Here is a 25024-nt window from a genome sequence, read left to right on the forward strand (position 1 = left end):
CCGTTATCTTGGCAGGCGCAGGCCTCAGGACAATGCTGGCACAGGGAGCGCCACGGACATCACAGTGCCCTGGACGGACACCGATGGCTCAACTGAACTGCTGGCGATACTGCACCGGGGTCAGGCCGAGCTTTTCACCGAACAAAAAACGCATGTGCCGCACGCTGCCGAAGCCACTGCGAAACGCCACGGTCTTGAGTGGCAGGTCGGTGGTTTCCAGCAACTGACGCGCCCGGTCAATGCGCGCGCCTTGCAGGAACTCCATGGGTGTCATCTTCACCTCACGGGCGAAGACCCGGGCGAAATGCCGCGCACTCATGGCAGCCAACGCGGCCATGCGCTCGATGGTGAAGGGTTCTTCCAGATGTTCCATCACATGATTCTGCACGCGGGTAATGGCCGATTCCTGCGTCGACACCGCCGCCACCGAGGGGCTGAACTGCGCCTGTCCGCCCTGGCGTTTCATCACTACCAGCAGCACCTTGGCCACATCCAACGCGACTTTGCGACCGTGATCCTGAGCGACGATGGACAAGGCCAGGTCGATTCCGGCGGTGACACCGCCGGAGGTGATCAGGCGGCGGTCCTGCAGGAAGATCTTGTCGGTTTCCACCAGGGCCTTGGGGAAACGTTGGATCAGGCGTTCGGTGTAATGCCAGTGGGTGGTGACGCGATAACCGTCGAGCAAGCCCGCCTCACCGAGCACAAAGGCGCCGGTGCAGATGGAGCCGTAGCGCGTGGCCCGTTGCGCCGCGGCCCGCAACCAGGTGTGCAGCCCCGGATGCTGGTCGTTATAGGCCCCCGGCCCGCCCGGTACCAGCAACACGTCATAGGCCGCCCATGCCTGGTCGATATGGATATCGGCCTGCACCGACACGCCGTTGGACGCCCGCAACGGCCCGCGCTCGGTTCCCAGCGTCAGCAATTGATAACGCTGATCCGCTGCGAGGTAACGATTGGCGATGGAAAACACCTCCAGAGGCCCGGCCATGTCGAGCAGCAAAAAATCCGGGAACAGCACCATTGCAACGGTTTTCATTTAAAAAGACGCCAAAAGAATCCAGAAACTATAAATGCCCCCTGTGGGAGCAAGCTCGCTCCCACAGGGTTTCTCGTCAGCATTATGTCGAAGCGAAGCACCCGCCGGTAGGCATTCTCGATTGTCCACCAGTAACGGACAGTCTTTCGTTTTCCACCCGCTTATTGAATATTTTGATAACCATTAATCTTCTTCTGAACCCGGCGAACGGCCCAGTCGTCGCCCACAGACATCAGGAGAATTGACCATGCTGACCCTTCGCAAAGCTTCGGACCGCGGCATTGCCCGCCACGGCTGGCTGACCTCGTTCCACACCTTCTCGTTCGCCAGCTACCGCGACCTCAACGAACAAGGCTTCTCCGACCTGCTGGTCATCAACGATGACCGGGTCGCCGCCGCCAAGGGTTTCGGCCAGCATCCCCACCGGGACATGGAGATCTTTTCCTACGTGCTTGAAGGGGCCCTGGAACACAAGGACACCCTGGGCACAGGCTCGGTCATCCGCCCCGGTGACGTGCAGTTGATGAGCGCCGGCAGCGGCGTGGCCCACAGCGAGTTCAACCACAGTGCGGACGAGCCGGTGCACTTCCTGCAGATCTGGATCGTGCCCAACGTCAGTGGCGCCACGCCACGCTATCAACAGGAGCATTTCAGCAGCGAGCAGAAACGCGGTCGCCTGCAATTGATCATCTCCCCGGACGGCACCGACGGCTCGCTCCAGGTGCGCCAGGATGCACGGGTCTACGCCGGGCTGTTCGATGGTGAGCAAAGCGCCACCCTGACCTTGGCGCCGGAACGCTATGCCTACGTGCACGTGGCACGAGGCGCTGTCGAGCTCAATGGCCTACCACTGCAGGAAGGTGATGGCGTGCGGGTGCGCGAGGAGCAAATCCTGACCTTGAGCAACGGCAAGGATGCCGAAGTGCTGGTGTTCGATCTGCGGCCTCAGGAACTGCCACAGATGCCCTGAAGCAACCCGATGAACCCTTGTGGGAGCGAACCAGCTCCCACAAGGGTTATCTTGCGTATAACGCTAAGAAAGATTGATCAATGACGTATTTCAGGCGAAAAACATCTAAAAAAAGTCAGGCGACCTGAATAATCCAGGCTTTGATAATGGAGGGGGCGCGCATTAGGAAAGATGCACCGGGCCGCCTCGGAATGCGTTCGTCTGTTGCCACGAGCCAGGCCGACCTATAAAGTTCCCAAAATAGTTTTGTTTCTGACCAATGGTCACTGCATGCTTCCAACACAAATTGACCCCATGCTCGCACCAAGGCAAAATAATTTCACTTTGCTATCAATTCTCCTGACTTGCTTATTCACGGAAGAAAGCATGAAAACCGTTATATCCCTCGCGTTACTCTCTATTGCGTGCAGTGCGGCTGCGGACGTCCAGAACATCAAGTACCTCTACGATGATTCGGATGCCGTGTACTCCATCGTTTCGTTTGTCGACAGCGGTTCAGCCATCCAGGCCACCGTACAAAGATCGGGCACTTACTTCACCAACTACACGAAGCTTGAACTCGACTGCGCCAACCGCAATGTTCGACACATGGGGATGTACAACAGTCTTTCAGGGGTGGAAAAAGCTCAGTTCGACCAGATGGAAGGGCGAATCATCGATGGCTCGATAGCCGACGAAGTCGGAAAAGTGCTGTGCAAAGACACCTCCTTGACCGCTTCGAAAGCCGCGCCACAAACTGAAGACCTGCCCACCGAAAAACAAACAGACGATAACACCTGACTTGCGTTCGTCGCGCAGGAACTGTGTGGGAGTAAAGCTTGCCCCCACATTGCTCCCGCGCTACGGCGCGGCAACGCCCTCGCGCCCCTGAAAACTCATCTCTGATCTGCCTGCGCCTTCATCGCACGGTTTGTTTGCGCTCCGATTTCGAGCGATAGCTGCCAGGTGGCACACCAAAAAAATCCCGGAAACGACGCTGGAAGTGCGGGGAGCTGACGAAGCCCGTCGCCACGGCGATTTCGGTCACGGATCGATTGGTTTGCTGGATGAGCTGGCGGGCACGCGTCAAGCGCAGTTCCAGGTAATAGCGCGTGGGCGTCGCACCGAGAAAACTGCAGAACCGCCGCTCCAACTGCCGCTTGGAAATCTTGACGCATGCCGCCAGCTCATCAATGGTCAACGGCTCTTCTACGTTTTGCCACATCAGTTCCAGGGCCAGCTTGAGGCTTTCCGGCAACGTCGGGTCGGTTTCGACGAAGACCGGAGGCAAGTCCGTCGCATCATCGCCAGACTCGTCACAACGAAGAATTTCCTCGATGGCGCCCACGAGCGCCGCCCCGCCCGTCTGGCGAATCAATTGGAGCATCATGCGCAGCGAACTGTTGGCACCCGCGCAACTGACCCGCTCCCGATCAACGACATAGGCCCGGCTGGACACCTTCACATGGGGAAACACCTCGGCCATCATGGCGCGGCTCTCCGGGTGGACAGCGCATTCGAAACCGTCCAGCAGATTGGCATCGGCCACAAAGAAGACGCCGTTCCACAGTCCTCCCAGTATCGTCCCAGACGCCGCGTTGGCACGCAGCTTGCGCCGCAGCAAGGGATGGCCTTGCAACTTCACGCGAAAGCCCCCGGCGACAATCAGCACGTCCTGGTTTTCCGGCATCTGCGCCAGTTCGATGTCGGTCGAGATGACAATGCCCAGGTCGCTCGTGACTTGCCCACCTGAAACCCCCACCGTCAGCACTTCATAGAGGGGCATGTCGCTCATCAGATTGGCGGTCACCAGCGCGTCCACCGCACCGGTGAAGGACATCATCGAGAAATTATCCATCAATACAAACGCGACGCGGATCGGCACCTGGCTGGCGGGCGCTGATCCGAGCGGTCGATAAGCCATGTTCTTGTTTTTGAGTACGCTCTCGAATGCGCTTGGCATAGGGCCTCGTTAATACATCAAAGACGATGATGATTGGCTGCACGTGGGGGCCTTGAGCCGCAGGGCGAAGGCGCAGAGCAAACCACGCTATCTTCCAGGCTAGTCAAGCCGGCTGCAATCGCGCCTGCGCCGTCCACCGGTCGGTCCGCGCCATAATGGAAAGCCTCAAGTGCCTACGACTTTGGTCGATACACTGTCAGTAGGCATGGGCGCTTTTCCCTTCCAGAGACTCGCAACGCCAAGCACTGCTGTTTCCGCCGCTCCAACACTTAAAATATTCCGCGGGAGAAGTCATGAATATCAAACAGAAGCTGACATGGGCGTTCGCGACCATCGCCTGCCTCCCGGTTATCCTGGTGGCGGTGCTTGTCGTGCTGAACCTGCGCGACGCCGCAAAAGCCAACTTCCTGGACAGCAGTGGTCGTGAGATTCGCCAGATCGACAACGGCATGAAGCAGTTTTTCGATGGCATCAGCCAGAACGTCGAGTTCTTTGCCAAGGATCCGCGCATCGTCGCCGCCAAAGACCTGAAAAACTATTCCGGCGCCGACGCCGCGCAGACTCCCCTGCCGGAAAACAACAAGCAGCTTTTGGAGATCTTCGACAGATTCGCCAAGAGCCATCCAACCACCGCCTATCTTTCCGTGGGGTTGGCCGATGGCGGCTACGCCAGTTGGCCTGACGATCCCAAGATCTCCAACTACGACCCACGCGTGCGTCCATGGTACAAGGCGGCCGTCGCCTCGCCCGGCAACACCGTGCGTACTGACGCCTACTACTGGGCGCCGGACGACGTGTCGCTGATCGGGATCGTACACACGATTGCCGATGCCAGCGGCAAGCTGGTGGGCGTTGTGGGCCTGGACGTGTCGCTCAAGCAACTGACCGAACTGGTCAAGAACATCAAGCTGGGTGAAAGCGGCTACCTGATGCTGGTCGAAGCCAACGGCAACGTCCTGGTGGACGCTGCCGATGCCAAGCACAACTTCAAGCCGCTGGCCGACCTTGGGCCCAACTATGCCGAGCTGGCCAAAAGCAGCGATGGCGTGACCCAGATCGAGATCGACGGCGTGCCCTACATGGCCAACGTGGTCAGCTCCAAAGGGTTGGGCTGGCGCTTCATCGGCCTGATCAAGCGCGATGAAGTGATGGCCGGGGCTTCGAGACTGACTTGGCTGATCGCCGCCATTGCCGCCGTACTGGCTGTGGTCTTCGCTTTGGTGGGCGCCAGTTTCGCCAGCGTCATCGTGCGGCCGATTCGCGGCGTTGCCAATGGCCTGCAGGAAATCGCCGAAGGTGAAGGCGACCTCACCCGCAAGCTCACCGTACAAGGCAAGGACGAAACGGCCACCCTGGCGGGCTGGTTCAACCAGTTCCTGGGCATGATCGCGCAACTGATGCAGCGCATCGGCAGCGCCTCTTCCGACCTGCAAACTGCCGCAGCCGATACCAGCCACGTGGCCCAGAACATGAACGACGCTGCCGGGCGCCAGCGCCAGGCCGTGGAACTGGTGAGCACTGCGTTCAACGAAATGGTCGCCACCGCCAACGAAGTGGCCCGCTCTTGCAGCCAGGCCGCCTCCAGTGCGGACGAAGGCTATCGTGACGTGCACGACGGCCAGCATCACATCGGCGAAGCCACCGGCAGCGTGATGAAACTGAGCGACGACCTGCAAAAGTCGACCCAGACCATGCAGGCGCTGGAACAAGACAGCAAGAACATCAACACCATCCTCGACACCATTCGCTCGATCGCCGAGCAGACCAACCTGTTGGCCCTCAACGCCGCCATCGAAGCCGCGCGGGCCGGCGATCAAGGTCGCGGGTTTGCCGTAGTGGCTGACGAAGTCCGGGCGCTGGCACGGCGTACCGCCGATTCCACCGGCGAGATCGACAGCCTGCTGGGTAACCTTGCTCGTCGCACCCAGGAAGTCACCCAGCAGATGCAAAGCAGCCTGCAGGTGTCGCAAACCAGCGTGGAACGCATCCAACAGGCCCGCGACAGTTTCGACAAGATCCGCAACTCGGTGGACTCGATTCGCGACCAGAATACGCAGATCGCCACGGCGGCAGAGGAGCAGCACCAGGTGGCCGAAGACATCAACCGGCACATCGCGCAGATCCATGCCGATGCCCAGTTGGTCGAGGAATTCGCCCACTCGGCGCAGACCGGCTCGGGGCGTCTGACGGATATTTCCGGGCAGCTCAAGGGCTTGGTGGGGCGCTTCAAGTTCTAAACCGGGCTTACGTCCACTGAAGATCAAATGTGGGAGCGAGCTTGCTCGCGAATGCGTGGTCACAACCAATGAATATGCTGGATGTGCCGGCCTCTTCGCGAGCAAGCTCGCTGGTAGCTCGCCGAACACCAACAGGCCAATCAGCGTGGCAAATACCAGCAGGGTGTAGTTGAACGGCTGGGATGTGGCCCCAGCACTGTTCCCGCCAAAGCGAACGTCATCAGAGCAAAAACCGCATACAAGGCATGCTTCTCAGGCAAGCTAAGATAACGCAGGCTGAATCCAACAACGCGATTTCGCCCGCGCCAACCAGGGCATGAGTTATCTGGAGAAAGGGTTCTGGCGGCTGAGCAACTCGCTCGGGTTTCTCCCGGTTCATGGCGCTCCCAGTCAACTCTGGCCGTTGCGCTCAAGCATCACCCACCACCGGGTCTTAAAGTCGAAGTGCCAGGGGACATTCCCCCGCTCACAATTCCAAGAATAGAGCCACTTCAATGAGCCTGACCAAATCCCTGCCAGCGTGCCTGGCACTCAGCTTCGCGTCATTTGCCGCCCATGCCGCCGATGGCCCTCCTCCACCTTCCGTAAGCCAACCCAGCGGTATCAACCTGGGCGGCACCAGCTTCTACGACGGGTTTGCGGGGCCACCCGGGCTGACTCACCAGACCTACCTGAAGTTCAGCACCGCCAGCAGCATCAGGACCAACGGCGGCAAGAAAAACGGCGCCTTCGATGACCCGAAGATCAACGTCATCACGATGATCAATCAGTTGAGCTACTACTCACCCGACACCTTCGCGGGAGGGGCACACCTGGGTTGGAGCCTGTTGGTACCCGTCGTGTCCCTGGACGGCGACTTCGGCGACAACGGCGCCAAGCTCAAGGACAACGCTACCGGCCTGGGCGATGTCACGGTGGGGCCCCAGGTCCAGTTCGATCCGATCGTCGACGCCAGCGGCCGGCCGGTTTTCGTGCAGCGCATGGCCTTCGACACCATCCTGCCAACAGGCAAGTACGACAAAGATAAAGACCTGAACCCTGGCTCCAACCACTTCTCCCTGAACCCCTACTGGGCAGCGACCTGGATGCCGGCACCCCGTTGGGAGGTGAGTTGGCGACTGAACTATCTGTACAACTTCAAAAACGACGATCCGGCGAGCAGTTCGCAGCAGTTCTTTGAAGGGCAAGCGGTGCACGACACCCTGTCAGGACAGTCGGCATGGGCCAACTTCACCGCCTCGTACGAAGTGTTCCCGAAGGTCTCGGTCGGCATCAACGGCTACTACTTCCGGCAGATCTCGGATGACAAGGTCAACGGCAACACCCTGACCGACTCCAGGGAAAAGGTGCTGGGCTTTGGCCCGGGCCTGTTCTGGAAAATCACCGAAGACAAAGCCTTCTGGCTCAACACCTATAAAGAAACCGGCGTCGAGAATCGCTCCCGAGCGGATTACCAGGTGCAGGTTCGCTACGTCCACAAGTTCTGATTGACGTGTAGGCCGGCTCACGCATGAGCGGGCTCTTTACCTGAGGTGATGCTTCATGAACGCACTCGACTCCATCGACAGCAAAAAATCACTGGGCGCCATCTGCCTGATGATGGTCATTTCCCTGGGGACACTGCAGATCCAACCGATCCTGGGCGGTGCCTTGATTGACCAACTCGGCCTGCCGCTCAATGCAATCGGCGCTCTTTTCGCCGCTGAACTCATGGCGATGGCCATCGCTTGCGGGGTCTGCGCCCTGTTCATGGCGAGCGTCGACCGGCGTCGCTTCGCCCTGGTGGCCTTGTTGATCCTGGCATTGGGTAACCTGGCCAGCACACAACTGCACAGCCAGGCCGGACTGGTCATTTCCAGGATGATCTGCGGCGCCAGCGGCGGCGCGGTCATGGCGGTTGTCTATGCCACCGCAGCGCTGCGTACATCCAAGGATGCGACCTTCGCGGTCATCAACATCGGCAACCTGCTGTGGGGCATGCTGCTGGTGACCTCCATGCCGCTGGTCCTTCAAGCATTTGGTGTGAATGGCGCGTTTTCCCTGTTGGCGATCACCAGCGTGCTCGCGGCGCTGGGTTGCTGGAGAGTGCCCAAGCGCTACCCGGACGCCCATCGCGCGGCCAATGGCTCGACCCAGCCATTCGGTCTCACCGCGATGCTGTTGATCCTGCTGTTTGCCCTGCTGTTCTTCGGCCACTCCGCCCTGTGGGTGTACCAGGAACGCATCGGCAGGAGCATCGGCCTGGAGTCCCAGCAGATTGGCGGCATCCTCGGCGGCAGCATCCTTGCCGGTGCCCTTGGCGCCGGGCTGGCCGGGCTGATCGGACGACGCCTGGGCCTACTGTTTCCGCAACTGTTGAGCTTCGGCACGGCATTGCTGGCGACCTTGATCATGGTCTATGGCACCAGCCCCGTTGCCTTTATCACCACGGCCTGCCTGATCCATATGGTCTGGTTTTTCAGCCTGCCCTACCTGCTTTCCATGGCGGCGGAACTGGACCCTTCCGGCCGATTGGCAGGCCTGGGTAACGCTGCGATTTTCATCGGTCAGGGACTCGGCCCGTTTGGCGCCGCACTGGTCGTGGGCGAGGGACACTTGCGCGCGGTCGGATGGCTGGCCGCCTCAGCCTATCTGCTAGCCTTGGTGATCTCGTGCCTGGTCGTTGCACGCTTTCGCCGCGGCGTGAAGCCCTCCGGGCCGGCAATGTCCCCGCAATCGGCCTGAACCTGAACGAACCCGCACATTGACGAGATTGCCCGATGAGTATTCCATTCCCTCAAACCCCTGAATTTTCCGGTGCTCTCTACACGCCCAGCCGCGTGGAAGCAGAGGTGTTCGATCTTGAGATCGAAGGCATCCTGCCTGTTTCGATCTGTGGGACTTTTTATCAGGTGGCGCCAGACCCGCAGTACCCCCCCATGCTGGGTAACGACATTTTTTTCAACGGCGACGGCGTGGTTAGCCGCTTCAACTTTGCCAATGGCAAAGTCTCGATGCGACGCCGCTACGTGAAAACCGATCGCTTGCTGGCCCAGCGCCGTGAAGGGCGTTCGCTCAACGGCGTCTATCGAAACGTCTACACCAATGACCCCCTCGCGGCGAAAAACAACACCACCGCCAACACCACCGTTATCCCTCACAACGGCGTCCTGTTGGCGCTCAAGGAAGATGCCCTGCCTTGGGCGATGGACCTCGAAACCCTGGAGACCCTCGGCGAATGGAGCTTTGACGGGCAGATCAAAGCCGCGACGTTCACTGCCCACCCCAAGCTCGATCCGGTGACAGGCAACCTGCTGGCCTGCAGTTATGAGGCCAAAGGCGACGGCACGCCCGACCTGGCCTATTTCGAAATCTCGCCGGACGGAAAGCTGCTGCACGAGATCTGGTTCCAGGCGCCTTATGCGGCGATGGTGCATGATTTCGCGGTGACCGAACGCTACGTCGTGTTCCCGTTGATTCCGTTGACGGTGGACGTCGAACGCATGAAAAACGGCGGGCCACATTTCCAGTGGCAACCCGACCTGCCCCAGCTGTTCGCCATCGTGCCGCGCAACGGGCGTGGGCAAGATGTGCGTTGGTTCAAGGGGCCCAAGGACGGTTTCCAGGGGCATACGCTCAATGCGTTCGATGAGGACGGCAAGGTGTATGTGGACATGCCGGTCACCGGCGGAAATATCTTCTACTTCTTCCCTCAGGCCGACGGCTACGTACCACCGCCTGAAACCCTGGCCGCCAGCCTGATGCGCTGGACCTTCGACCTGAATGGCGCGCAGGAGGACGTTCAACCGCAGCCACTGACGGCATATCCCTGCGAGTTTCCACGGTGTGATGATCGCTACATCGGTCGGAAATACCGGCATGGGTTCCTGCTCGCCTTCGATCCTGAGCGGCCTTACAGCCCGGCGAATGGACCGATGCCCTTCCAGTTTTTCAACCTGCTGGCCCATCTGGACCTGCAGACAGGCCGCACCGACGCCTGGTTTCCCGGCGACAGCGGATGCTTCCAGGAACCCATCTTCATACCGCGCTCGGCGGATGCAGAGGAAGCCGATGGCTACGTGGTTGCCCTGCTCAACCTCATTGCCGAAGGGCGCAGTGAACTGGTGGTGCTGGACACCCGTGACATGGCCAGCGGCCCCATTGCCCGGATCAGGATTCCCTTCCGGATGCGCATGTCGCTGCATGGCTGCTGGGCACCGAGCGATTAAACGCAAATCCCCTGTGGGAGCGGGCTTGCTCGCGAAGGCGGCGGTACAGTCGACATCGATGTCGCTTGTGATGCCGTCTTCGCGAGCAAGCCCGCTCCCACAGGATTAGAGCCTTTCCAAACCTCTCACAACACCCTGCCAACTGCGGTTGGCTGCCCGCTACCTCTCCCTCTGCTCCCCAGGTCCGCCAAAGGTACAGCCTCGCCAAAAATACATAAATTCCATATTTTAGGATTTTTGTATAAATCCTACTTTACAGGATTTTATAGCAAGACTAGATTAACCCTCATTGCACCCTCCCTCTCTCCAGGAACCGCCATGAAACTCGCAAGCTTTATTGTCCAAGGCCGTAGTAGCTACGGTGTGGTCGAAGGTGATCAAGTCATCGACCTGGAATCGCTCAAGCCAACCCTTGGCAGCGATCTCAAACAGGCCATCGGCCACAACCGCCTGAACGAACTGGGCGCCGCGCGCCTGGCACGCCTGCCGCGTATCCCCTTGGCTGACGTGACGTTCCTGCCGGTGATCCCGAACCCAGGCAAAGTGCTGTGCATCGGTATCAACTACGCCACCCACGTGCGCGAAACCGGTCGGGAAATGCCGACCTATCCGATGATTTTTACCCGCTTCGCCGACAGCCAGACCGCCCACTTGCAACCCATCGTTCGCCCGACCGCGTCCCACAAACTTGATTTCGAGGGCGAACTGGCGGTGGTGATCGGTAAAACGGCCCGTCACGTCAAACACGCCGACGCGCTGGACTACGTCGCCGGTTATGCCTGCTACAACGACGGCAGTGTCCGCGACTGGCAGAAGCACACCATTCAGTTCGTCCCCGGCAAGAACTTCCCGAACACCGGTGGGTTCGGCCCCTGGCTGGTGACCGGCGACGAGATCGGCGATCCGCAGGACCTGGAATTGACCACCCGCCTGAATGGCGAAGTGATGCAGCACACCCGCACCAGCGACATGATTTTCGACGTACGCCAACTGATCGAGTACTGCTCCACCTTCACCGAACTGGCCCCCGGTGACGTGATTGTCACTGGCACCACTGGCGGCGTCGGGGCGTTCCGCGAGCCGCCGGTGTGGATGAAACCAGGCGACGAAGTCGAGATCGAGATCGCTCGAATCGGCACCCTGCGCAACAGCATCGTGGACGAGCAATAAGCATGGAAAACCTACACACCCCTGACGCCCTGCCCGAGCCGGATGGCGACAGCAAAGGCTCGAGCCTGGAGCGCATGCTGCGGGTACTCGACCTGTTCACCGAACAGAGCCCGATCTGGGCGGTGGACGACATGGGCGGCGCCCTGGGTTTTACCCGTTCGACGATCTACCGCTACGTGCGCGAATTGGCCGAAGCCAACCTGTTGTTCCAGGTCGAAGCCGGGCGTTATGCCCTGGGCGCGCGAATCATTACCTGGGACCGCCAACTGCGCCTGAGCGACCCCCTCGTACGCGCCGCGCAATCGCTTGAGCCCAGCTTCCCGCAGTGGAGCGAACAACAGGTGTGGCTGATCTGCCGGCTGTTCAAGGACCAGGTTGTGTGCATTCACCAGCACGGGGACCTGTTCAGTGAGGTCAGCTACTCCCGTGGTTCACCCAGGCCCTTGTTCCTGGGAGCGACGTCCAAGGCGATCCTCGCCAACATGACCTCGCGCCAACACAGCCAACTGTTCCTCGATCACCCCGATGAAGTGCGCGCCAGTCAACTTGGCCAGACCTGGGAAGCGTTTCGTCGCTCGTTGCAGCAACTGCGTCGCCAAGGCTATGTGGCCAGCGCAGGTGAAGTCGACGCGGGCGTCTATGGCCTGGCCGCGCCGATCTTCGACGGCGATGGCAAGGTCGTCGGCAGCATCAGTTGCGTGCGCCCGGTACGAGAACGCGACAGCGCCCAGGAAGAGACACAAGGGCAACAGATCCTTGCCCTGGCGCAGGAACTGTCGCAACGCATGGCTGCGCTCGCCAACCGCGCCAAGCCACTGGGCTGAGCCATCCGGAAGGGAATAACAATGACAACCCTCAAACGCATCAACACCCAGGTCCTGGTCATCGGTGCTGGCCCTACCGGGCTGACCCTGGCCAACCTGCTCGGCCAAGCCGATGTGGACACCCTGATCATCGATCGCAAGCCGGGCACCGTGACCGAGCCCCGGGCGGTTTCAATCGATGACGAATCCTTGCGCACCATGCAGGCCATCGGGCTCGATGCCGCCGTGCTGCGTGATGTCGTGCCCGGCTACGGCGTGCATTACTTCACCCGGCCCGGCGGTCGCTGCTTCGGCAAGGTCGAGCCGACCGGCAAGCTGTATGGCTTCCCCAAGCGCAACGCGTTTCGCCAACCGCTGTTTGAAAACACCCTCAGGCGAGGCCTCGAACGTTTTGCCAGCCTGACGGCTCGGTTCAGCCACGAGCTGGTGGAATTCACCCAGGACCCACACGGCGTATGCGCGCGGGTACGTGACGCCGAAGGGCAACTGATGGAAGTCCACGCAGCTTACCTGGTGGCCTGCGACGGTGGCCGTAGCCCGGTGCGCAAGCAGCTCGGGATCGAGATGGTCGGTTCGAGCTTCTCCTCGCGCTGGCTGGTGGTCGATACCGACCAGGACGACGACCCCTTCTGGCAGACCCGTGTGTATTGCGACGCCAGGCGTCCGGTGGTGGAAGTGCCCGGCCCTCACCGTACGCGCCGATTCGAGTTCCTGCTCAAACCCGATGAAACGGACGAACAGGTGCTCGACGAAACCTGCCTGCAAGCATTGCTGCGCCCCTTCAAGAGTGACGCGCCGGTTTCCATCGTGCGCAAGACGGTCTACACCTTCCATGCCCGGGTCGCCGAGCGGTGGCAGGTGCAGCGGGTGTTTCTCGCCGGCGACGCCGCTCACCTGACCCCGCCCTATGCCGGGCAAGGCATGAACAGCGGCGTTCGCGATGCCCACAACCTGGGCTGGAAGCTGGTCGGCGTGTTGAAGGGAAAAATGGCGGAAAGCGCACTGCTGTCCTACGAAAGCGAGCGTCGTGATCATGCGTGGGCATTGATCAAGTTGGCCTTGAACCTCGGCGTGGTCATGGCACCGGCCACCGTCCTGCGTGCTCGCCTGATCAGTGGCGCATTCGCCTTGGTCGGCCTGTTGCCACCGTTGCGCGATTACTTCCTGCAAATGCGCTTCAAGCCCAAACCCCGCTTCACCCGGGGCCTGGTGCTGACCGAGGGACAAGCAGGCACGTTGTCCTGCGGACAGATGTTCCCGCAACCGATGCTCACCGACGCCCACGGCCAAGAACGCCTGCTCGATGACGCCATCGGCGCCGGCTTCGCCTTGATTCAATACGGCGACCCGACCCGCCAGCGTATCGATGAACTCAAGCATGGCCTCTGGAGCCACCTTGAAGCCAGGCGCATCCTGATCCTGCCCGCGTCCGTCCAGGCCATGCCGTCGATCCCCGGCTGCACGGTGCTCCAGGACCGTAAAGGCCAGCTCAAAACCCTGCTGGGCGATTCACACCCGTTCCTGCTGCTGCGCCCGGATCGCTATATCGCCGCGATTTTCGACAAGGCCACCGAAACCCCGGCCGCCGAATCGTTGCAGTCGCTGTTCGGCATCGCCGCGGCCCACAGCAGCGCAATCGAGCCGAGCATCGCGCCCGTCTTTCATTAAACCTTCAAGCACAGAGGTGGTTATGCAAACACTCCAGACTTCCACACCTGCACGCCTGTGCTACCTGCACCTGGCGAGCAAGGACGCGCAACGGCAAATCGATTTCTATCGACGGATGCTGGACATGGATAGCCAGGCGCAAGCCGACGGCAGCTGGATGCTCAGCGGCCCGCAACGCGCCATGCTCGTGTCTCCCGCCGACCACAGTGGCCTGCTCGCGGCGGCGTTCGACCTGGGCAGTCAGCCTCGCCTGCAAGCACTGCGGATTCGCCTGCTCGGCAACGGCTGTTTCATCGAAGAGCTCGACTCGCCACTGCTCGAAACGGGGGCTTTCCTGATCCGTGATCCCCAGGGCCGGCAAACGATATTTGGCGTCGCTCACCCCGCTCTCCAGGCCTCGGGCCAAGGCATGCCCGGCCGCTTGCAACACGTGGTGTTCCAGACCACGGAGCTGGAAGCCATGATCGATTTCTACGTCAACACGGTGGGCTTCACTGTTTCGGACAACGTCGTGGATGAGCAGACCGGCCAACTGATGACGTGCTTCCTGCGCTCGGACGACGAGCACCACACCTTGGCGTTTTTCCGCGGTTCGAAAAACGAGTGGGATCACCACTGTTACGAAACCAACGAATGGAATGACATCCGCGACTGGGGTGATCGCTTCGCCAAGGAACGCATCACCATTTTCTTCGGGCCCGGCCGACATGGGCCGGGCAACAACCTGTTTTTCATGGTGGTCGATGCTGATCGCAACCGCCTGGAGTTCTCGGCTGAGCTGGAAGTCACCGATGCCAGCCGACAGCCCGGCGTCTGGGCACAAGAGGAATACACACTCAATTCCTGGGGCCGCGCCTGGATCAGGAGCTGAGCAATTTCCCCATCGGCGTTTGCACCCTTGATTTCTAAACGAGGCGATCACCTGCCTCCAAAGGTAAAAGACCATGACGACTCAACCGCTCGCGCCCTACGCCATCAACGGCGACCAATACATCAACGGCACCTGGCGTGCAGGACGCTCCGCACGCCGCCTGGACGACCGCAACCCCTTCAACGGCGAACAACTGCTGGCGATGCCCCTGGCCTCGATTGCCGATCTCGACGACGCCTATCAGGCGGCGCAAAAGGCGCAGGCAGCGTGGGCACAACTGCACCCCACCCAGCGCGGCGCACAACTTGAAAAGCTCGCCCAGGTCATCCAGAGCCGCCGCGAAGAAATCATCGACTGGCTGATCCACGAATCCGGCAGCACCCGGATCAAGGCGAGCATGGAATGGCAGTTCACGCTTAACCTGGTGCGCGAATGCACGACGATGCCGATGCAGGTCGAAGGTCGGATCCTGACCAGCTACAAGCCCGGCGAACAGAGCTTTGTCTTCCGTGAGCCCTTGGGTGTGGTGGGCGTCATCAGCCCATGGAATTTCCCGCTGTACCTGAGCATGCGCTCGGTGGTGCCGGCACTCGCCCTGGGCAACACGATCGTGCTCAAGCCCGCCAGCGACACAGCAGTGACCGGCGGCCTGCTGATTGCCCACCTGTTCGAAGAGGCCGGCTTCCCCGAGGGCTCGCTCAACGTGGTGGTCGGCGCGGGCTCGGAAATCGGCGATGCTTTTGTCGAGCACCCTGTGCCGAGCCTGATTTCCTTCACTGGTTCGACGGATGTGGGACGCAATGTCGGCCGTATTGCCACCGGTGGCAAACACATCAAGCGCGTGGCCCTGGAACTGGGCGGCAATGCGCCGCTGGTGGTGCTGGATGACGCCGACATTGACGTTGCGGCGCACGCTGCGGTGGTCGGGCGTTTCCTGCACCAGGGCCAGATCTGCATGAGCGTCAACCGAGTGATTGTCGACCGCTCGCTGTATGCCGATTTCGCGTCGCTGGTGGTGGAGCGCGTGCGCAACCTCAAGACGGGTGATCCGACCAAGGCAGACACGGTGATCGGGCCAGTGGTCAATCAGAGCCAGCTCGATGGCCTGCTGCGCAAGCTCGACGGCGCCCGGAGTGCCGGCCTCAAGCAACTGTGCGGCGGCCCGGCATCCGGGCTGGTGCTGCCTGCCCATGTGTTCGGTGAAGTGGGAGCCGATCAGGAACTGGCCCGCGATGAAACGTTCGGCCCCCTGATGCCGCTGCTGGTCGCAGAAAACGAAACCCATGCATTGGCGTTGGCGAACGCCAGCGAGTATGGCCTGTCCAGTGCCGTGTTCACCCGGGACATGGCCCGTGGCTTGAACTTCGCCCGTGGCATTGTGGCGGGCATGACCCATATCAACGACATCACCGTCGATGACCAACCCAATGCCCCGTTCGGCGGTGAAAAGAATTCCGGCCTCGGGCGCTTCAACGGTCACTATGCCCTGGATGAATTTACTCGTGCCCATTGGGTGACCTGGCAGCCCGGAGGCCATCACTACCCGTTCTGAGTCTGTGGCAACCTTGATCAGGCCCGGATCGGGCAAATCGACCCCTTTGCCCGATCCGTCAGAAAACAATAATAAATAGAGGCGAAAAATGAACCATTTAGCCTGCGTGTCCACCGATCAGGTTGTTCGCTCCGACCGCCTGATGAAATGGAAAGAGTTCATGAGCGATCACCTGGGGCGTACGCCGGACTATATAAAACGGCTGGAATCGACGTTCATCGACCCGTTGCATGACAGCAACTTCCAGGGCCGGCTGGAGTACGGGGACCTGGGCCAGTTGCGTTTCTGTCGAATGACCGCCAGCGCCCATCGATATTCGCGCCACCTGAGCAAGGCGGTCGACGCCCTCGATACGCCGCGCATGTTGATCATGCAGGTGGCTGGCGTCAGTCATTTCGAGCAGGGCCAGCAAAGCAGCGTGCTGGCCCCTGACGAAATGCTCCTGGTGGACTGCGGTAAACCGTTCAACGTAACCAGCACGCAAGGCTGCGAACATTTCATCCTGCTGTTCCAGGGGGCGTCCGGGCAGTTCGCGCAAACCGCCGACATGCACCTTAATGGTCGCAATGGACTGGGGCGGATGCTCATGCACCTGATCAGCGATGCCTATAACCAATATCCCTTGCTGAACAACCATTCGGCCGGGCTGATCGGTGACAGCATCACCGGGCTGCTGGATAACGCGCTGAAGAACAAACAGGAAGAAAAGCAACTCGAACACGACTTCCGCTTCTTCAAGCAGAACCGCCTCAAGGCGTACATCGAGCGCCACCTGGGCGACCGCGACCTGACCATCGAACGCATCGCCAACGCCGAACAGTGCTCGGTACGCAGCCTGCACCGCGCGTTCCAGGATGAACTGGGGTGCAGTGTCAGCGAATACATCTGGCAGCGGCGCCTGTCACGTTGTGCCGAGGACCTGCGCAACCGGGAGCACGCCCACCGCTCGCTCACCGAGATCGCCTACGCCTGGGGCTATGGCAGCAGCTCCCACTTCAGCCGGCATTTCAAATCGACGTTCGGCATGTCGCCCCGGCTGTTCCGCGACACCGCGAGCGACAGCCGGGAGAAATCGACGGCGGCTTGAGCCTGGTTCCAATTCATCTGTGTTCACCACAAATCTCCTGTGGGGGCTGAGCTTGCTCGCGATGGCGGTGGGTCAGTTGGCAGGGATGGTGAATCTGCTGACGCTATCGCGAGCAAGCTCGGCTCCCACAAGGGGGCTTGGCGCTCACAGACACTCCTCTCACAGGTACTCCTCCCAGAGCACTCCTTAATTCCAGCCGCCGCCCATCACCTTGTACAACGTCACACGGTTGCTCTGCTCGGTCAGGCGCAAGGTGATCAGGTCCTGCTGCGCGCTGTACAGAGAGCGCTGGGCGTCGAGGGCTTCGAGATAGCTTTGCGAACCACCACGGTACAAAGCGTCGGAGAGTTCGAAGCTCTTGCGGCTGGCGTCGGTCAACGCCTGTTGGGCCTCGATACGGCGATCCAGCGTGCTGCGATCCGCCAGGGCATCGGCCACTTCCTTGAAGGCGCTCTGCAGTGTTTGCTGGTAGGTCTGCACCTGGATCTCGCGCTCGGTCTTGGCCGAGTCCAGCGTCGCGCGGTTACTGCCGGCATCGAAGATCGGCAGGCTGATGCTCGGGGCAAACGTCCAGGCGCCACTGCCGGACTTGAACAGGCCAGACAGGGCCGAGCTTGAGGAACCGGCATTGGCCGTCAGGCTGATGCTGGGAAAGAACGCCGCACGGGCGGCACCGATGTCGATATTGGCCGACTTGAGCGTGTGCTCGGCGGCCAGCACATCGGGGCGTCGTTGCAACAGGCTGGAAGGCAGCTCTGCCGGCACCTGCACCAGCGCCGCGGCCGATTCCAGGTAAGCACCCGGCAACAACTCTTCGGGGATGTCGCTGCCCACCAGCAGCCGCAGGGCGTTGCGATCCTGCAGGATCTGGCTTTCATACGCCGCTGCATCGACCCGCGCCGACTCCACGGTAGTTTGCGCCTGGGCCACGGACAGACCGGAGGAGCCGCCCAGGGCGTGGCTGCGTTGAGTCAGTTCGTAGGTCGCCTGCTGGCTGCGCAAGGTCTCCTGGGCCAAGTGCAGACGCTCGTTGTCGGCCGCCAGGGTCAGCCAGGCCGTCGCCACTTCGGCCACCAGGCTGATCTGCGTGCTGCGTCGGGTTTCGGTCAAGGACAGATAGTCCTCCAGGGCTTCGTCCTGAAGGTTCTGCACCCGTCCGAACAGATCCACTTCATAACTGCTCAACCCCAGTTGCGCACTGTAGTCATGGGTGGTGGCCGCCGAGCCTGTGTTGGACAACGAGCCAGGCGTGCGACTGTGAGTGCCACTGACACTCGCATCGATCGAAGGCAAGGACTCGGCGCGCTGGATGCGGTACTGCGCCTGGGCCTTTTCAACGTTCAGGACCGCCAGGCGCAGGTCGCGGTTGTTGCTCAGCGCCAGGGACTGCAAGCGCGCCAGGCGGCTGTCGGTGAAAAAATTCTGCCACTCGATGTCGGCACTCACCTCACCCTTGGGCGTGCTGGCCGCCGGCAGCCATTGCTCGGAGACTGGCGCCTCAGGGCGTTCATACTGCGGCGCCAGATTCATGCAGCCACCGAACAGCGTGAGGATGGCCAGCAATGGCCAGCGAAACTTGATCATGCGTCACCTGACTGGGCGGATGGAACAGAGGTCGAAACCGTGGAAACGCGGCCGAAACGCCGGCGAATCTGCACAAAAAACAAAGAAACGAAGAAGATCCCCAACACCGTGGCGGACAACATGCCGCCCAGCACACCGGTACCAATGGCCTGACGTCCGGCGGAACCGGCACCGCTACTCAGGGCCAGGGGCAATACGCCGAACATGAAGGCCAGGGACGTCATGAGAATCGGCCGCAGGCGTTGGCGCACAGCGATCAATGTCGCTTCGCGCAAGCTATTGCCCTGCTCTTGCAGGTGCTTGGCGAACTCGACGATCAGAATGGCGTTCTTGGCGGCCAATCCCACGGTGGTCAACAGCCCGACCTGAAAATACACGTCGTTGCTCAAGCCACTGACACGCGTAGCCAGCACCGCACCCACCACCCCCAGCGGCACCACCAGCATCACCGAGAAAGGCACCGACCAACTCTCATAGAGCGCAGCGAGGCAGAGGAACACGAACAGCACCGAAATCCCGTACAGCAACGGCGCCTGCGAACCGGAAAGGCGCAACTGATAGGACTGCCCCGTCCATTCGTAGCCGATACCCTCCGGCAATTGTTTGACCAGCGCTTGCACCGCATCCATGGCGTCCCCGGAACTGACGCCGGGCGCCGGATCGCCAACCACCTCCAGCGAGGCGTTGCCGTTGTAGCGCTCCAGCAACGGCGAGCCGTAGCTCCAGGAACTGCTGGCGAACGAAGAAAACGGCACCATTTCATCGTTGCTGTTGCGCACGAACCAGTGCTCCAGGTCAGCCGCCTGCATCCGCGCCGCAGCCTCACCCTGGACGTAGACCTTCTTCACCCGCCCCTGGTTGAGGAAGTCATTGACATAAGTGCCGCCCAACGCCGTGGACAGCGTGGTGTTGATGTCGCTGGTGCTCAGGCTCAAGGCCCCGGCCTTGCGATCATCGATGCTGACCTTGAGCTGCGGCGCGTCGTCCAGGCCATTGCTGCGTACCCCGAGCAAGCGAGGGTCCTGGTTGGCCAGCTCGATGAGTTTTTCCCGTGCCGCCACCAGCGTGTCATGCCCCAGGCCGGCGAGGTCCTTGAGTTGCAGGTCGAAGCCGGACGTCTGCCCCAGACCGCGCACGGCCGGCGGTTGCATGACGAACACATTGGCATCGCCGATGCTCGACAGCGCCATAGTCGCGCGCTGGGCGAAGGACGCCGCATCCTGCCCCGCCCCCGTGCGCTCGCTCCAGTCCTTGAGCCGGATAAAGGCACGGGCGCTGTTCTGGCTGTTGCCGTTCATGCCCAGGCCGGAAATGCTGATCAGTGCTTCGACTTCCGGCTGTTCGAGCAGGTAGCTTTCTAACTGCTTGACCACCGCTTGCGTGCGGCTGTCCGTGGCCCCGACGGGTAGCTGCACCTGGGCCATGAGAATGCCTTGGTCTTCGTCCGGCAGGAACGAAGTCGGCAGGCTGAAATATCCGACGGCCATCAGCAGCAGCACCAGCCCATACACCAGCCAGCCAACGCGCCCGCGCTGCAAAATGCCCCCCACCTGCCGTTTATAGGCCTCGGCAGCACGCTCGAACGTGCGGTTGAACCAGCCGAAGAATCCACGTTGAGCGCCATGGCCCTGACCATCGGACGGCTTGAGCAAGGTCGCGCACAATGCCGGCGTCAGCGTCATGGCGACGAGTACCGAGAGCACCATGGCCGAGACGATGGTGACCGAAAACTGCCGGTAGATAACGCCTGTGGAGCCGCCAAAAAACGCCATGGGAATGAACACCGCACTGAGCACCAGGGCGATGCCGACCAGGGCGCTGGTGATTTCATCCATCGACTGGCGCGTGGCGTCCAGGGCCGAGAGCCCCTGCTCGCCCATTACCCGCTCGACGTTCTCCACCACCACAATCGCGTCGTCCACCAATAGGCCGATGGCCAGGACCATGGCGAACATGGTCAGGGTATTGATCGAATAACCGAACAGCGCCAGCACGCCGAATGTCCCCAGCAGCACCACCGGCACCGTGATCGCGGGGATCAACGTGGCCCGCAGGTTCTGCAGGAAAAGGAACATGATCAGCACCACCAGGACAATCGCCTCACCCAGTGACTTGACCACTTCTTCGATGGACAGGCTGACAAAGGGCGTGGTGTCGTAGGCAATCACGTTCTTGAGTTGCAGCTCCGTCGGATAGAACGGCTCAAGCTCCTTGAGCTTGGCCTTCACCGCCTCACCGACGTTCAGGGCGTTGGCCCCGGCGGCGAGCTGGACGCCCATGGCGGCAGCGGGTTTGCCGTTGAGAGCAGAGCTGACATCGTAGCTTTCACTGCCCAATTCGACCCGCGCCACATCTCCAAGCAGCACCACCGCACCGTCACTGGTGGACTTGACCACCACATTGCGAAACTCCTCGACGGTTTGCAGCTTGCTGCGGGCGCTGATGGTGGCGTTCAACTGCTGACCTTTCACCGCCGGCATGGCGCCGAGCTGACCGGCAGAAACCTCGGTGTTCTGCGCCTCCAGGGCCGTGCTGACATCCGAAGGCATCAGCGCGTATTTTTCCAGCAGGGCCGGGTCCAGCCAGATACGCATGGCATAGCCGGAGCCCAATGTCTGCACATCGCCGACACCGTCGATGCGGCTGATGGAATCGAGCAAGGTGCTGGAAATGTAATCGCCGATCTGCGTGCCGGTGACGCTCGGATTGTCGGAGGCCAGGGCGGCAATCATCAGGAAGTCCGAACCGCCCTTGGTCACGGTCAGCCCCTCGCTTTGCACCGACTGCGGCAACCTCGACTCGGCCTGTTGCAGCTTGTTCTGCACCTGCATCTGGGCCACGTCCGGGTTGGTGCCGGCGGTGAAGGTCAGGCTGATGCTGGCGCTGCCGTCCGAGCTGCTGGAGGCCGACATGTAGGTCAGGTTGTCCAGGCCCTTCATTTGCTGTTCGATGACCTGGGTCACCGAGTCTTCCACGGTCTTGGCCGAGGCGCCGGTGTAGGTCGCGGAAATGCGCACCGTCGGCGGCGCGATGTCCGGGTACTGTTCCAGGGGCAACTGGCTGATGGACAAGGCGCCAGCGAGCATGATGACGATGGCGATGACCCAGGCGAAAATCGGTCGGTCGATAAAGAAACGCGCCATGTTCAGCCCTCCTGCGCGATGGCAACAGGCGTCGCTTTCTGCGTACGGCTGCGGGTACCGGTATTCTGTGCCACGACGGTTTCACCGACCCGGACCTTCTGCCCCCCCTCGACAATCACCTGGTCTCCCGCGTTCAGCCCCGCCGTGACCCACCACTGGTTATCCACGGCGCGGTCGATGGTCAGCATGCGCTGCTCGACTTTGCCGTCGACCACCACCAGCACCGAAGTCGCACCGCTGGCACTGCGGGTCACCGCCTTCTGTGGAATCAGGATGGCCTTGTCATCCCGCGCCTGCTCCAGCACCGCCCGCACGTACATACCCGGCAGCAACAGCCGGTCCGGGTTGGCGATTTGCGCCCGCAGGGTCACCGTGCCCGTGCCCTCATTGACGCTGACCCCACTGAACTTCAAGCGACCTTCATGGGCATAGGTGCTGCCGTCATCGAGCTTGAGGCTGATCCGCGCTTCACCTTCGCCATTGCTCTGCAGCACACCGCTGGCCAGGTCACGCTTGAGCCGCAACAGTTCGGTGGTCGACTGGGTGACGTCTACATACATCGGGTCCAACTGCTGCACGGTGGTCAGTGCGCTGTCCTGGTTGGCCACCACCAGCGCGCCGGGCGTGACCGTCGAGGTTTCGACGCGCCCACTGACGGGGGAACTGATGCGGGTATACGCCAGGTTGATGCGTGCGGTGTCGACATCGGCCTGGGCCACTTGCACTTCCGCTTCGGCGGTCATCAGGTTGGCCTGGGCATCCTCGTTGTCCTGCTGGCTGATGGCATCGATCTTTACCAACTGGGCGTCACGCTTGGCCGTGGCCTGGGCCGACTTCAAGGTGGCGCGTGCCTTGGCGAGGTTCGCCTGGGCCTCAGCCAATGCGGCCTTGTAAGAGGAAGCATCCAGTTGATACAGCGCCTGTCCGGCCTTGACCTCGGCCCCTTCGACAAACAACCGCTGCTGGACGATACCGCCGACCTGCGGGCGTATCTCGGCGACCATGAACGCCTGGGTGCGTCCGGCCAGCTCAGTGGTCAGCGCCTGACTTTGCGGCTGCACGGTGATCACCGAGACCTTGGGCGGTTCGGGTGTGGGTGCCGACTCGCCGGAGCAACCGCCCAACATGAACAAAACGATCAAGCACACCAGGATGGCGGCGGTCACCAGGGATTTGGCGAATAATTTGGTCGACATAAATGCCTCTGCAAGACGGATGGTTCAAGCCAGGCGCCATACTGCGAGGCAAATGTGCAGGAAAATTGAAGATTGCCCGCCACCCTTGAATCTTCATCGCACCAGGGCCTAAATGGTCGGGCCATTCATCGAACTGCCCGAGCCCATGAAACTGAGCATCTCCACCAAGCTGTTTATTGCCGTCATGGCCAGCGTGCTGTTTGTCATCCTGAGCATGGGGGCGGCCAACGGCTGGAGCTTTGGCAACGGTTTTCTCGACTACCTCAACGAACAGGCCCTGTTGCGCATGAAGCCGGTGCTCCCCCGCCTGGCCAACGCCTACGAGCGCGAAGGCGACTGGGAATTCCTGCGCAACCAGCCGGATCGCTGGTTCGAGCTCCTGCGCCCGGAACCGGGCGAAAACACCACCCACCCAGAGCGCCCCCCCATGCCGATGTCCGACCTGACCGGGGCGGTGTTTCGCATCGCCCTGCTGGATCAGCAGAAACAGTTGGTCATGGGCTACTCGGCGATTGCCGACGACGCCCTGATGCGCCCGATCGAGGTCGCCGGCAAAACCGTCGGCTGGCTGGCGGTGACGCCGTTCCAGAACGTGACCGAAGCTGGCGGTGAACGCTTTCGTCAGTATTTGGTGCGCACCAGCCTGGCCGTGGGCGTGCTCTCGTTGCTGTTGGCGATGCTGATTGCCTGGTGGATCGCCCGTACCCTGCTTGACCCGGTCAAGCGAGTGGCCGCCGCCACGCACCGGTTGGCCGCCGGGGAATACAGCAACCGCGTGTCGGTGGCCTCCAATGACGAAGTCGGTCAGTTGGCCCGAGACTTCAACCAGTTGGCGTATACCCTGGAACGCAACGAAAAAATGCGCCGGGAGTTCATGGCCGATGTGTCCCACGAACTGCGCACCCCGTTGTCGGTATTGCGTGGTGAGCTGGAAGCCATCAAAGACGGCGTGCGCACCCTCGACTCGTCCTCGATGAAATCGCTGCAAGGCGAAGTCGGCATGCTCAGCAAACTGGTGGATGATCTGTACGAACTGTCCCTGGCCGATGTCGGCGCGCTGACTTACCGCAAGAGCGAATGCGATCTCAACGAACTGCTGGACGGGTGCGTGGCGATGTTCCAGGAGCGCTGCAATGCCCGGCATCTGCGTTTGGAGCTGGAATTGCCGACAACGCCGCTGCAGGTCGAAGCCGACCCCAAGCGCCTGCAGCAACTGTTCGGCAATCTGCTGGAAAACGCAGTGCGTTATACCGACGAGGGTGGCGTGCTGCGCATTCGTGCCGCCAGCGAGGACGACGTCGTACGCATCGATTTTCTCGACTCTGGCCCCGGGGTCGATGCGGCTCAACTGCCGCGGCTGTTCGAGCGTTTTTACCGCGGCGAAACCTCACGCAATCGCGCCAGTGGCGGCGCCGGCCTGGGACTGGCCATCTGTCACAGCATCGCCCTGGCCCATGGCGGCAGCCTCAGCGCCGAGCACTCGCCGTTGGGCGGCCTTTGGCTGACCCTGCGCCTGCCACGGAATGCCTGAAC

General features: G+C 61.3%; 18 protein-coding genes and 1 pseudogene. 14 read left to right on the forward strand and 5 right to left on the reverse strand.

Annotated elements, in window-relative coordinates:
* Window positions 1–88 precede the first annotated feature (88 nt).
* Entirely contained in the window at window positions 89–1039 is a 951-nt protein-coding gene (locus BM300_RS04820) for a GlxA family transcriptional regulator (RefSeq protein ID WP_092144445.1), read from the reverse strand.
* A gap of 247 nt (window positions 1040–1286) precedes the next feature.
* On the opposite strand from BM300_RS04820, the gene BM300_RS04825 reads away from it, so the two are divergent.
* Window positions 1287–2009 (forward strand): pirin family protein, encoded by a 723-nt coding sequence (locus BM300_RS04825; RefSeq protein WP_063320455.1) that lies wholly within the window; start codon window positions 1287–1289, stop codon window positions 2007–2009.
* A gap of 366 nt (window positions 2010–2375) precedes the next feature.
* Window positions 2376–2789: a hypothetical protein gene (locus tag BM300_RS04830; protein WP_092144441.1), complete on the forward strand. Its 414-nt coding sequence runs from the start codon at window positions 2376–2378 to the stop codon at window positions 2787–2789.
* 118 nt (window positions 2790–2907) lie between these two features.
* On the opposite strand, the gene BM300_RS04835 is transcribed toward BM300_RS04830, so the two are convergent.
* Window positions 2908–3951, reverse strand: coding sequence for a GlxA family transcriptional regulator (locus tag BM300_RS04835; protein ID WP_063320453.1), 1044 nt, complete (start codon window positions 3949–3951; stop codon window positions 2908–2910).
* A 293-nt stretch (window positions 3952–4244) separates the two neighbouring features.
* Here BM300_RS04835 and BM300_RS31655 point away from each other — a divergent pair.
* The 11 genes and pseudogenes from BM300_RS31655 to BM300_RS04890 form a co-directional block, all read left to right on the forward strand.
* Window positions 4245–5327 (forward strand): annotated as a pseudogene (locus tag BM300_RS31655) (cache domain-containing protein); the annotation flags it as partial.
* Window positions 5328–5420: 93 nt separating this feature from the next.
* Window positions 5421–6188 (forward strand): methyl-accepting chemotaxis protein, encoded by a 768-nt coding sequence (locus tag BM300_RS31660; protein ID WP_371914652.1) that lies wholly within the window; start codon window positions 5421–5423, stop codon window positions 6186–6188.
* Window positions 6189–6682: 494 nt separating this feature from the next.
* A complete protein-coding gene (locus tag BM300_RS04850; protein ID WP_092462168.1) occupies window positions 6683–7675 on the forward strand; it encodes a SphA family protein in 993 nt (330 codons plus the stop codon).
* Window positions 7676–7730: 55 nt separating this feature from the next.
* Window positions 7731–8912 (forward strand): MFS transporter, encoded by a 1182-nt coding sequence (locus BM300_RS04855; protein ID WP_092462170.1) that lies wholly within the window; start codon window positions 7731–7733, stop codon window positions 8910–8912.
* A 35-nt stretch (window positions 8913–8947) separates the two neighbouring features.
* Window positions 8948–10396, forward strand: a complete 1449-nt coding sequence (locus BM300_RS04860) for a carotenoid oxygenase family protein (protein ID WP_092462172.1) — start codon at window positions 8948–8950, stop codon at window positions 10394–10396.
* A gap of 318 nt (window positions 10397–10714) precedes the next feature.
* On the forward strand, window positions 10715–11566 hold the full coding sequence (locus BM300_RS04865) for a fumarylacetoacetate hydrolase family protein (RefSeq protein WP_092346126.1): 852 nt from the start codon (window positions 10715–10717) through the stop codon (window positions 11564–11566).
* Window positions 11567–11568: 2 nt separating this feature from the next.
* Window positions 11569–12390 carry an IclR family transcriptional regulator gene (locus tag BM300_RS04870; RefSeq protein WP_092346124.1) on the forward strand — a complete coding sequence of 274 codons (822 nt, stop codon included), beginning with the start codon at window positions 11569–11571 and terminating at the stop codon, window positions 12388–12390.
* 21 nt (window positions 12391–12411) lie between these two features.
* On the forward strand, window positions 12412–14058 hold the full coding sequence (locus BM300_RS04875; protein ID WP_092462174.1) for a bifunctional 3-(3-hydroxy-phenyl)propionate/3-hydroxycinnamic acid hydroxylase: 1647 nt from the start codon (window positions 12412–12414) through the stop codon (window positions 14056–14058).
* Window positions 14059–14080: 22 nt separating this feature from the next.
* Window positions 14081–14929 (forward strand): VOC family protein, encoded by an 849-nt coding sequence (locus BM300_RS04880; RefSeq protein ID WP_092346120.1) that lies wholly within the window; start codon window positions 14081–14083, stop codon window positions 14927–14929.
* A gap of 73 nt (window positions 14930–15002) precedes the next feature.
* Window positions 15003–16481, forward strand: a complete 1479-nt coding sequence (locus tag BM300_RS04885) for an aldehyde dehydrogenase family protein (protein ID WP_092346118.1) — start codon at window positions 15003–15005, stop codon at window positions 16479–16481.
* An 88-nt stretch (window positions 16482–16569) separates the two neighbouring features.
* Window positions 16570–17568: a helix-turn-helix domain-containing protein gene (locus BM300_RS04890; RefSeq protein ID WP_092346116.1), complete on the forward strand. Its 999-nt coding sequence runs from the start codon at window positions 16570–16572 to the stop codon at window positions 17566–17568.
* A 186-nt stretch (window positions 17569–17754) separates the two neighbouring features.
* Here BM300_RS04890 and BM300_RS04895 read toward each other — a convergent pair whose 3' ends face one another.
* From BM300_RS04895 to BM300_RS04905, 3 genes are read right to left on the reverse strand one after another with little or no spacing between them, the layout of a single operon-like run.
* Window positions 17755–19152, reverse strand: coding sequence for an efflux transporter outer membrane subunit (locus BM300_RS04895; protein WP_092346114.1), 1398 nt, complete (start codon window positions 19150–19152; stop codon window positions 17755–17757).
* A complete protein-coding gene (locus tag BM300_RS04900; RefSeq protein WP_092462176.1) occupies window positions 19149–22295 on the reverse strand; it encodes an efflux RND transporter permease subunit in 3147 nt (1048 codons plus the stop codon). Before BM300_RS04900 ends, BM300_RS04895 begins: the two co-directional genes overlap by 4 nt.
* A 2-nt stretch (window positions 22296–22297) precedes the next feature.
* Entirely contained in the window at window positions 22298–23491 is a 1194-nt protein-coding gene (locus BM300_RS04905; protein WP_092346110.1) for an efflux RND transporter periplasmic adaptor subunit, read from the reverse strand.
* Window positions 23492–23603: 112 nt separating this feature from the next.
* On the opposite strand from BM300_RS04905, the gene baeS reads away from it, so the two are divergent.
* Window positions 23604–25022, forward strand: a complete 1419-nt coding sequence (baeS, locus tag BM300_RS04910; RefSeq protein ID WP_092462178.1) for a sensor histidine kinase efflux regulator BaeS — start codon at window positions 23604–23606, stop codon at window positions 25020–25022.
* The last annotated feature ends 2 nt before the right edge of the window (window positions 25023–25024 follow it).

The sequence above is a fragment of the Pseudomonas sp. NFACC46-3 genome (assembly GCF_900114515.1).
Classification (GTDB): domain Bacteria; phylum Pseudomonadota; class Gammaproteobacteria; order Pseudomonadales; family Pseudomonadaceae; genus Aquipseudomonas; species Aquipseudomonas fluorescens_Q.

Bases quoted from the DNA above. Each gene is read 5' to 3' on its own strand.
- BM300_RS04820 (WP_092144445.1), bottom strand. From the start codon at position 1,039: ATGAAAACCGTTGCAATGGTGCTGTTCCCGGATTTTTTGCTGCTCGAC.
- BM300_RS04825 (WP_063320455.1), top strand. From the start codon at position 1,287: ATGCTGACCCTTCGCAAAGCTTCGGACCGCGGCATTGCCCGCCACGGC.
- BM300_RS04830 (WP_092144441.1), top strand. From the start codon at position 2,376: ATGAAAACCGTTATATCCCTCGCGTTACTCTCTATTGCGTGCAGTGCG.
- BM300_RS04835 (WP_063320453.1), bottom strand. From the start codon at position 3,951: ATGCCAAGCGCATTCGAGAGCGTACTCAAAAACAAGAACATGGCTTAT.
- BM300_RS31660 (WP_371914652.1), top strand. From the start codon at position 5,421: ATGAACGACGCTGCCGGGCGCCAGCGCCAGGCCGTGGAACTGGTGAGC.
- BM300_RS04850 (WP_092462168.1), top strand. From the start codon at position 6,683: ATGAGCCTGACCAAATCCCTGCCAGCGTGCCTGGCACTCAGCTTCGCG.
- BM300_RS04855 (WP_092462170.1), top strand. From the start codon at position 7,731: ATGAACGCACTCGACTCCATCGACAGCAAAAAATCACTGGGCGCCATC.
- BM300_RS04860 (WP_092462172.1), top strand. From the start codon at position 8,948: ATGAGTATTCCATTCCCTCAAACCCCTGAATTTTCCGGTGCTCTCTAC.
- BM300_RS04865 (WP_092346126.1), top strand. From the start codon at position 10,715: ATGAAACTCGCAAGCTTTATTGTCCAAGGCCGTAGTAGCTACGGTGTG.
- BM300_RS04870 (WP_092346124.1), top strand. From the start codon at position 11,569: ATGGAAAACCTACACACCCCTGACGCCCTGCCCGAGCCGGATGGCGAC.
- BM300_RS04875 (WP_092462174.1), top strand. From the start codon at position 12,412: ATGACAACCCTCAAACGCATCAACACCCAGGTCCTGGTCATCGGTGCT.
- BM300_RS04880 (WP_092346120.1), top strand. From the start codon at position 14,081: ATGCAAACACTCCAGACTTCCACACCTGCACGCCTGTGCTACCTGCAC.
- BM300_RS04885 (WP_092346118.1), top strand. From the start codon at position 15,003: ATGACGACTCAACCGCTCGCGCCCTACGCCATCAACGGCGACCAATAC.
- BM300_RS04890 (WP_092346116.1), top strand. From the start codon at position 16,570: ATGAACCATTTAGCCTGCGTGTCCACCGATCAGGTTGTTCGCTCCGAC.
- BM300_RS04895 (WP_092346114.1), bottom strand. From the start codon at position 19,152: ATGATCAAGTTTCGCTGGCCATTGCTGGCCATCCTCACGCTGTTCGGT.
- BM300_RS04900 (WP_092462176.1), bottom strand. From the start codon at position 22,295: ATGGCGCGTTTCTTTATCGACCGACCGATTTTCGCCTGGGTCATCGCC.
- BM300_RS04905 (WP_092346110.1), bottom strand. From the start codon at position 23,491: ATGTCGACCAAATTATTCGCCAAATCCCTGGTGACCGCCGCCATCCTG.
- baeS (WP_092462178.1), top strand. From the start codon at position 23,604: ATGGTCGGGCCATTCATCGAACTGCCCGAGCCCATGAAACTGAGCATC.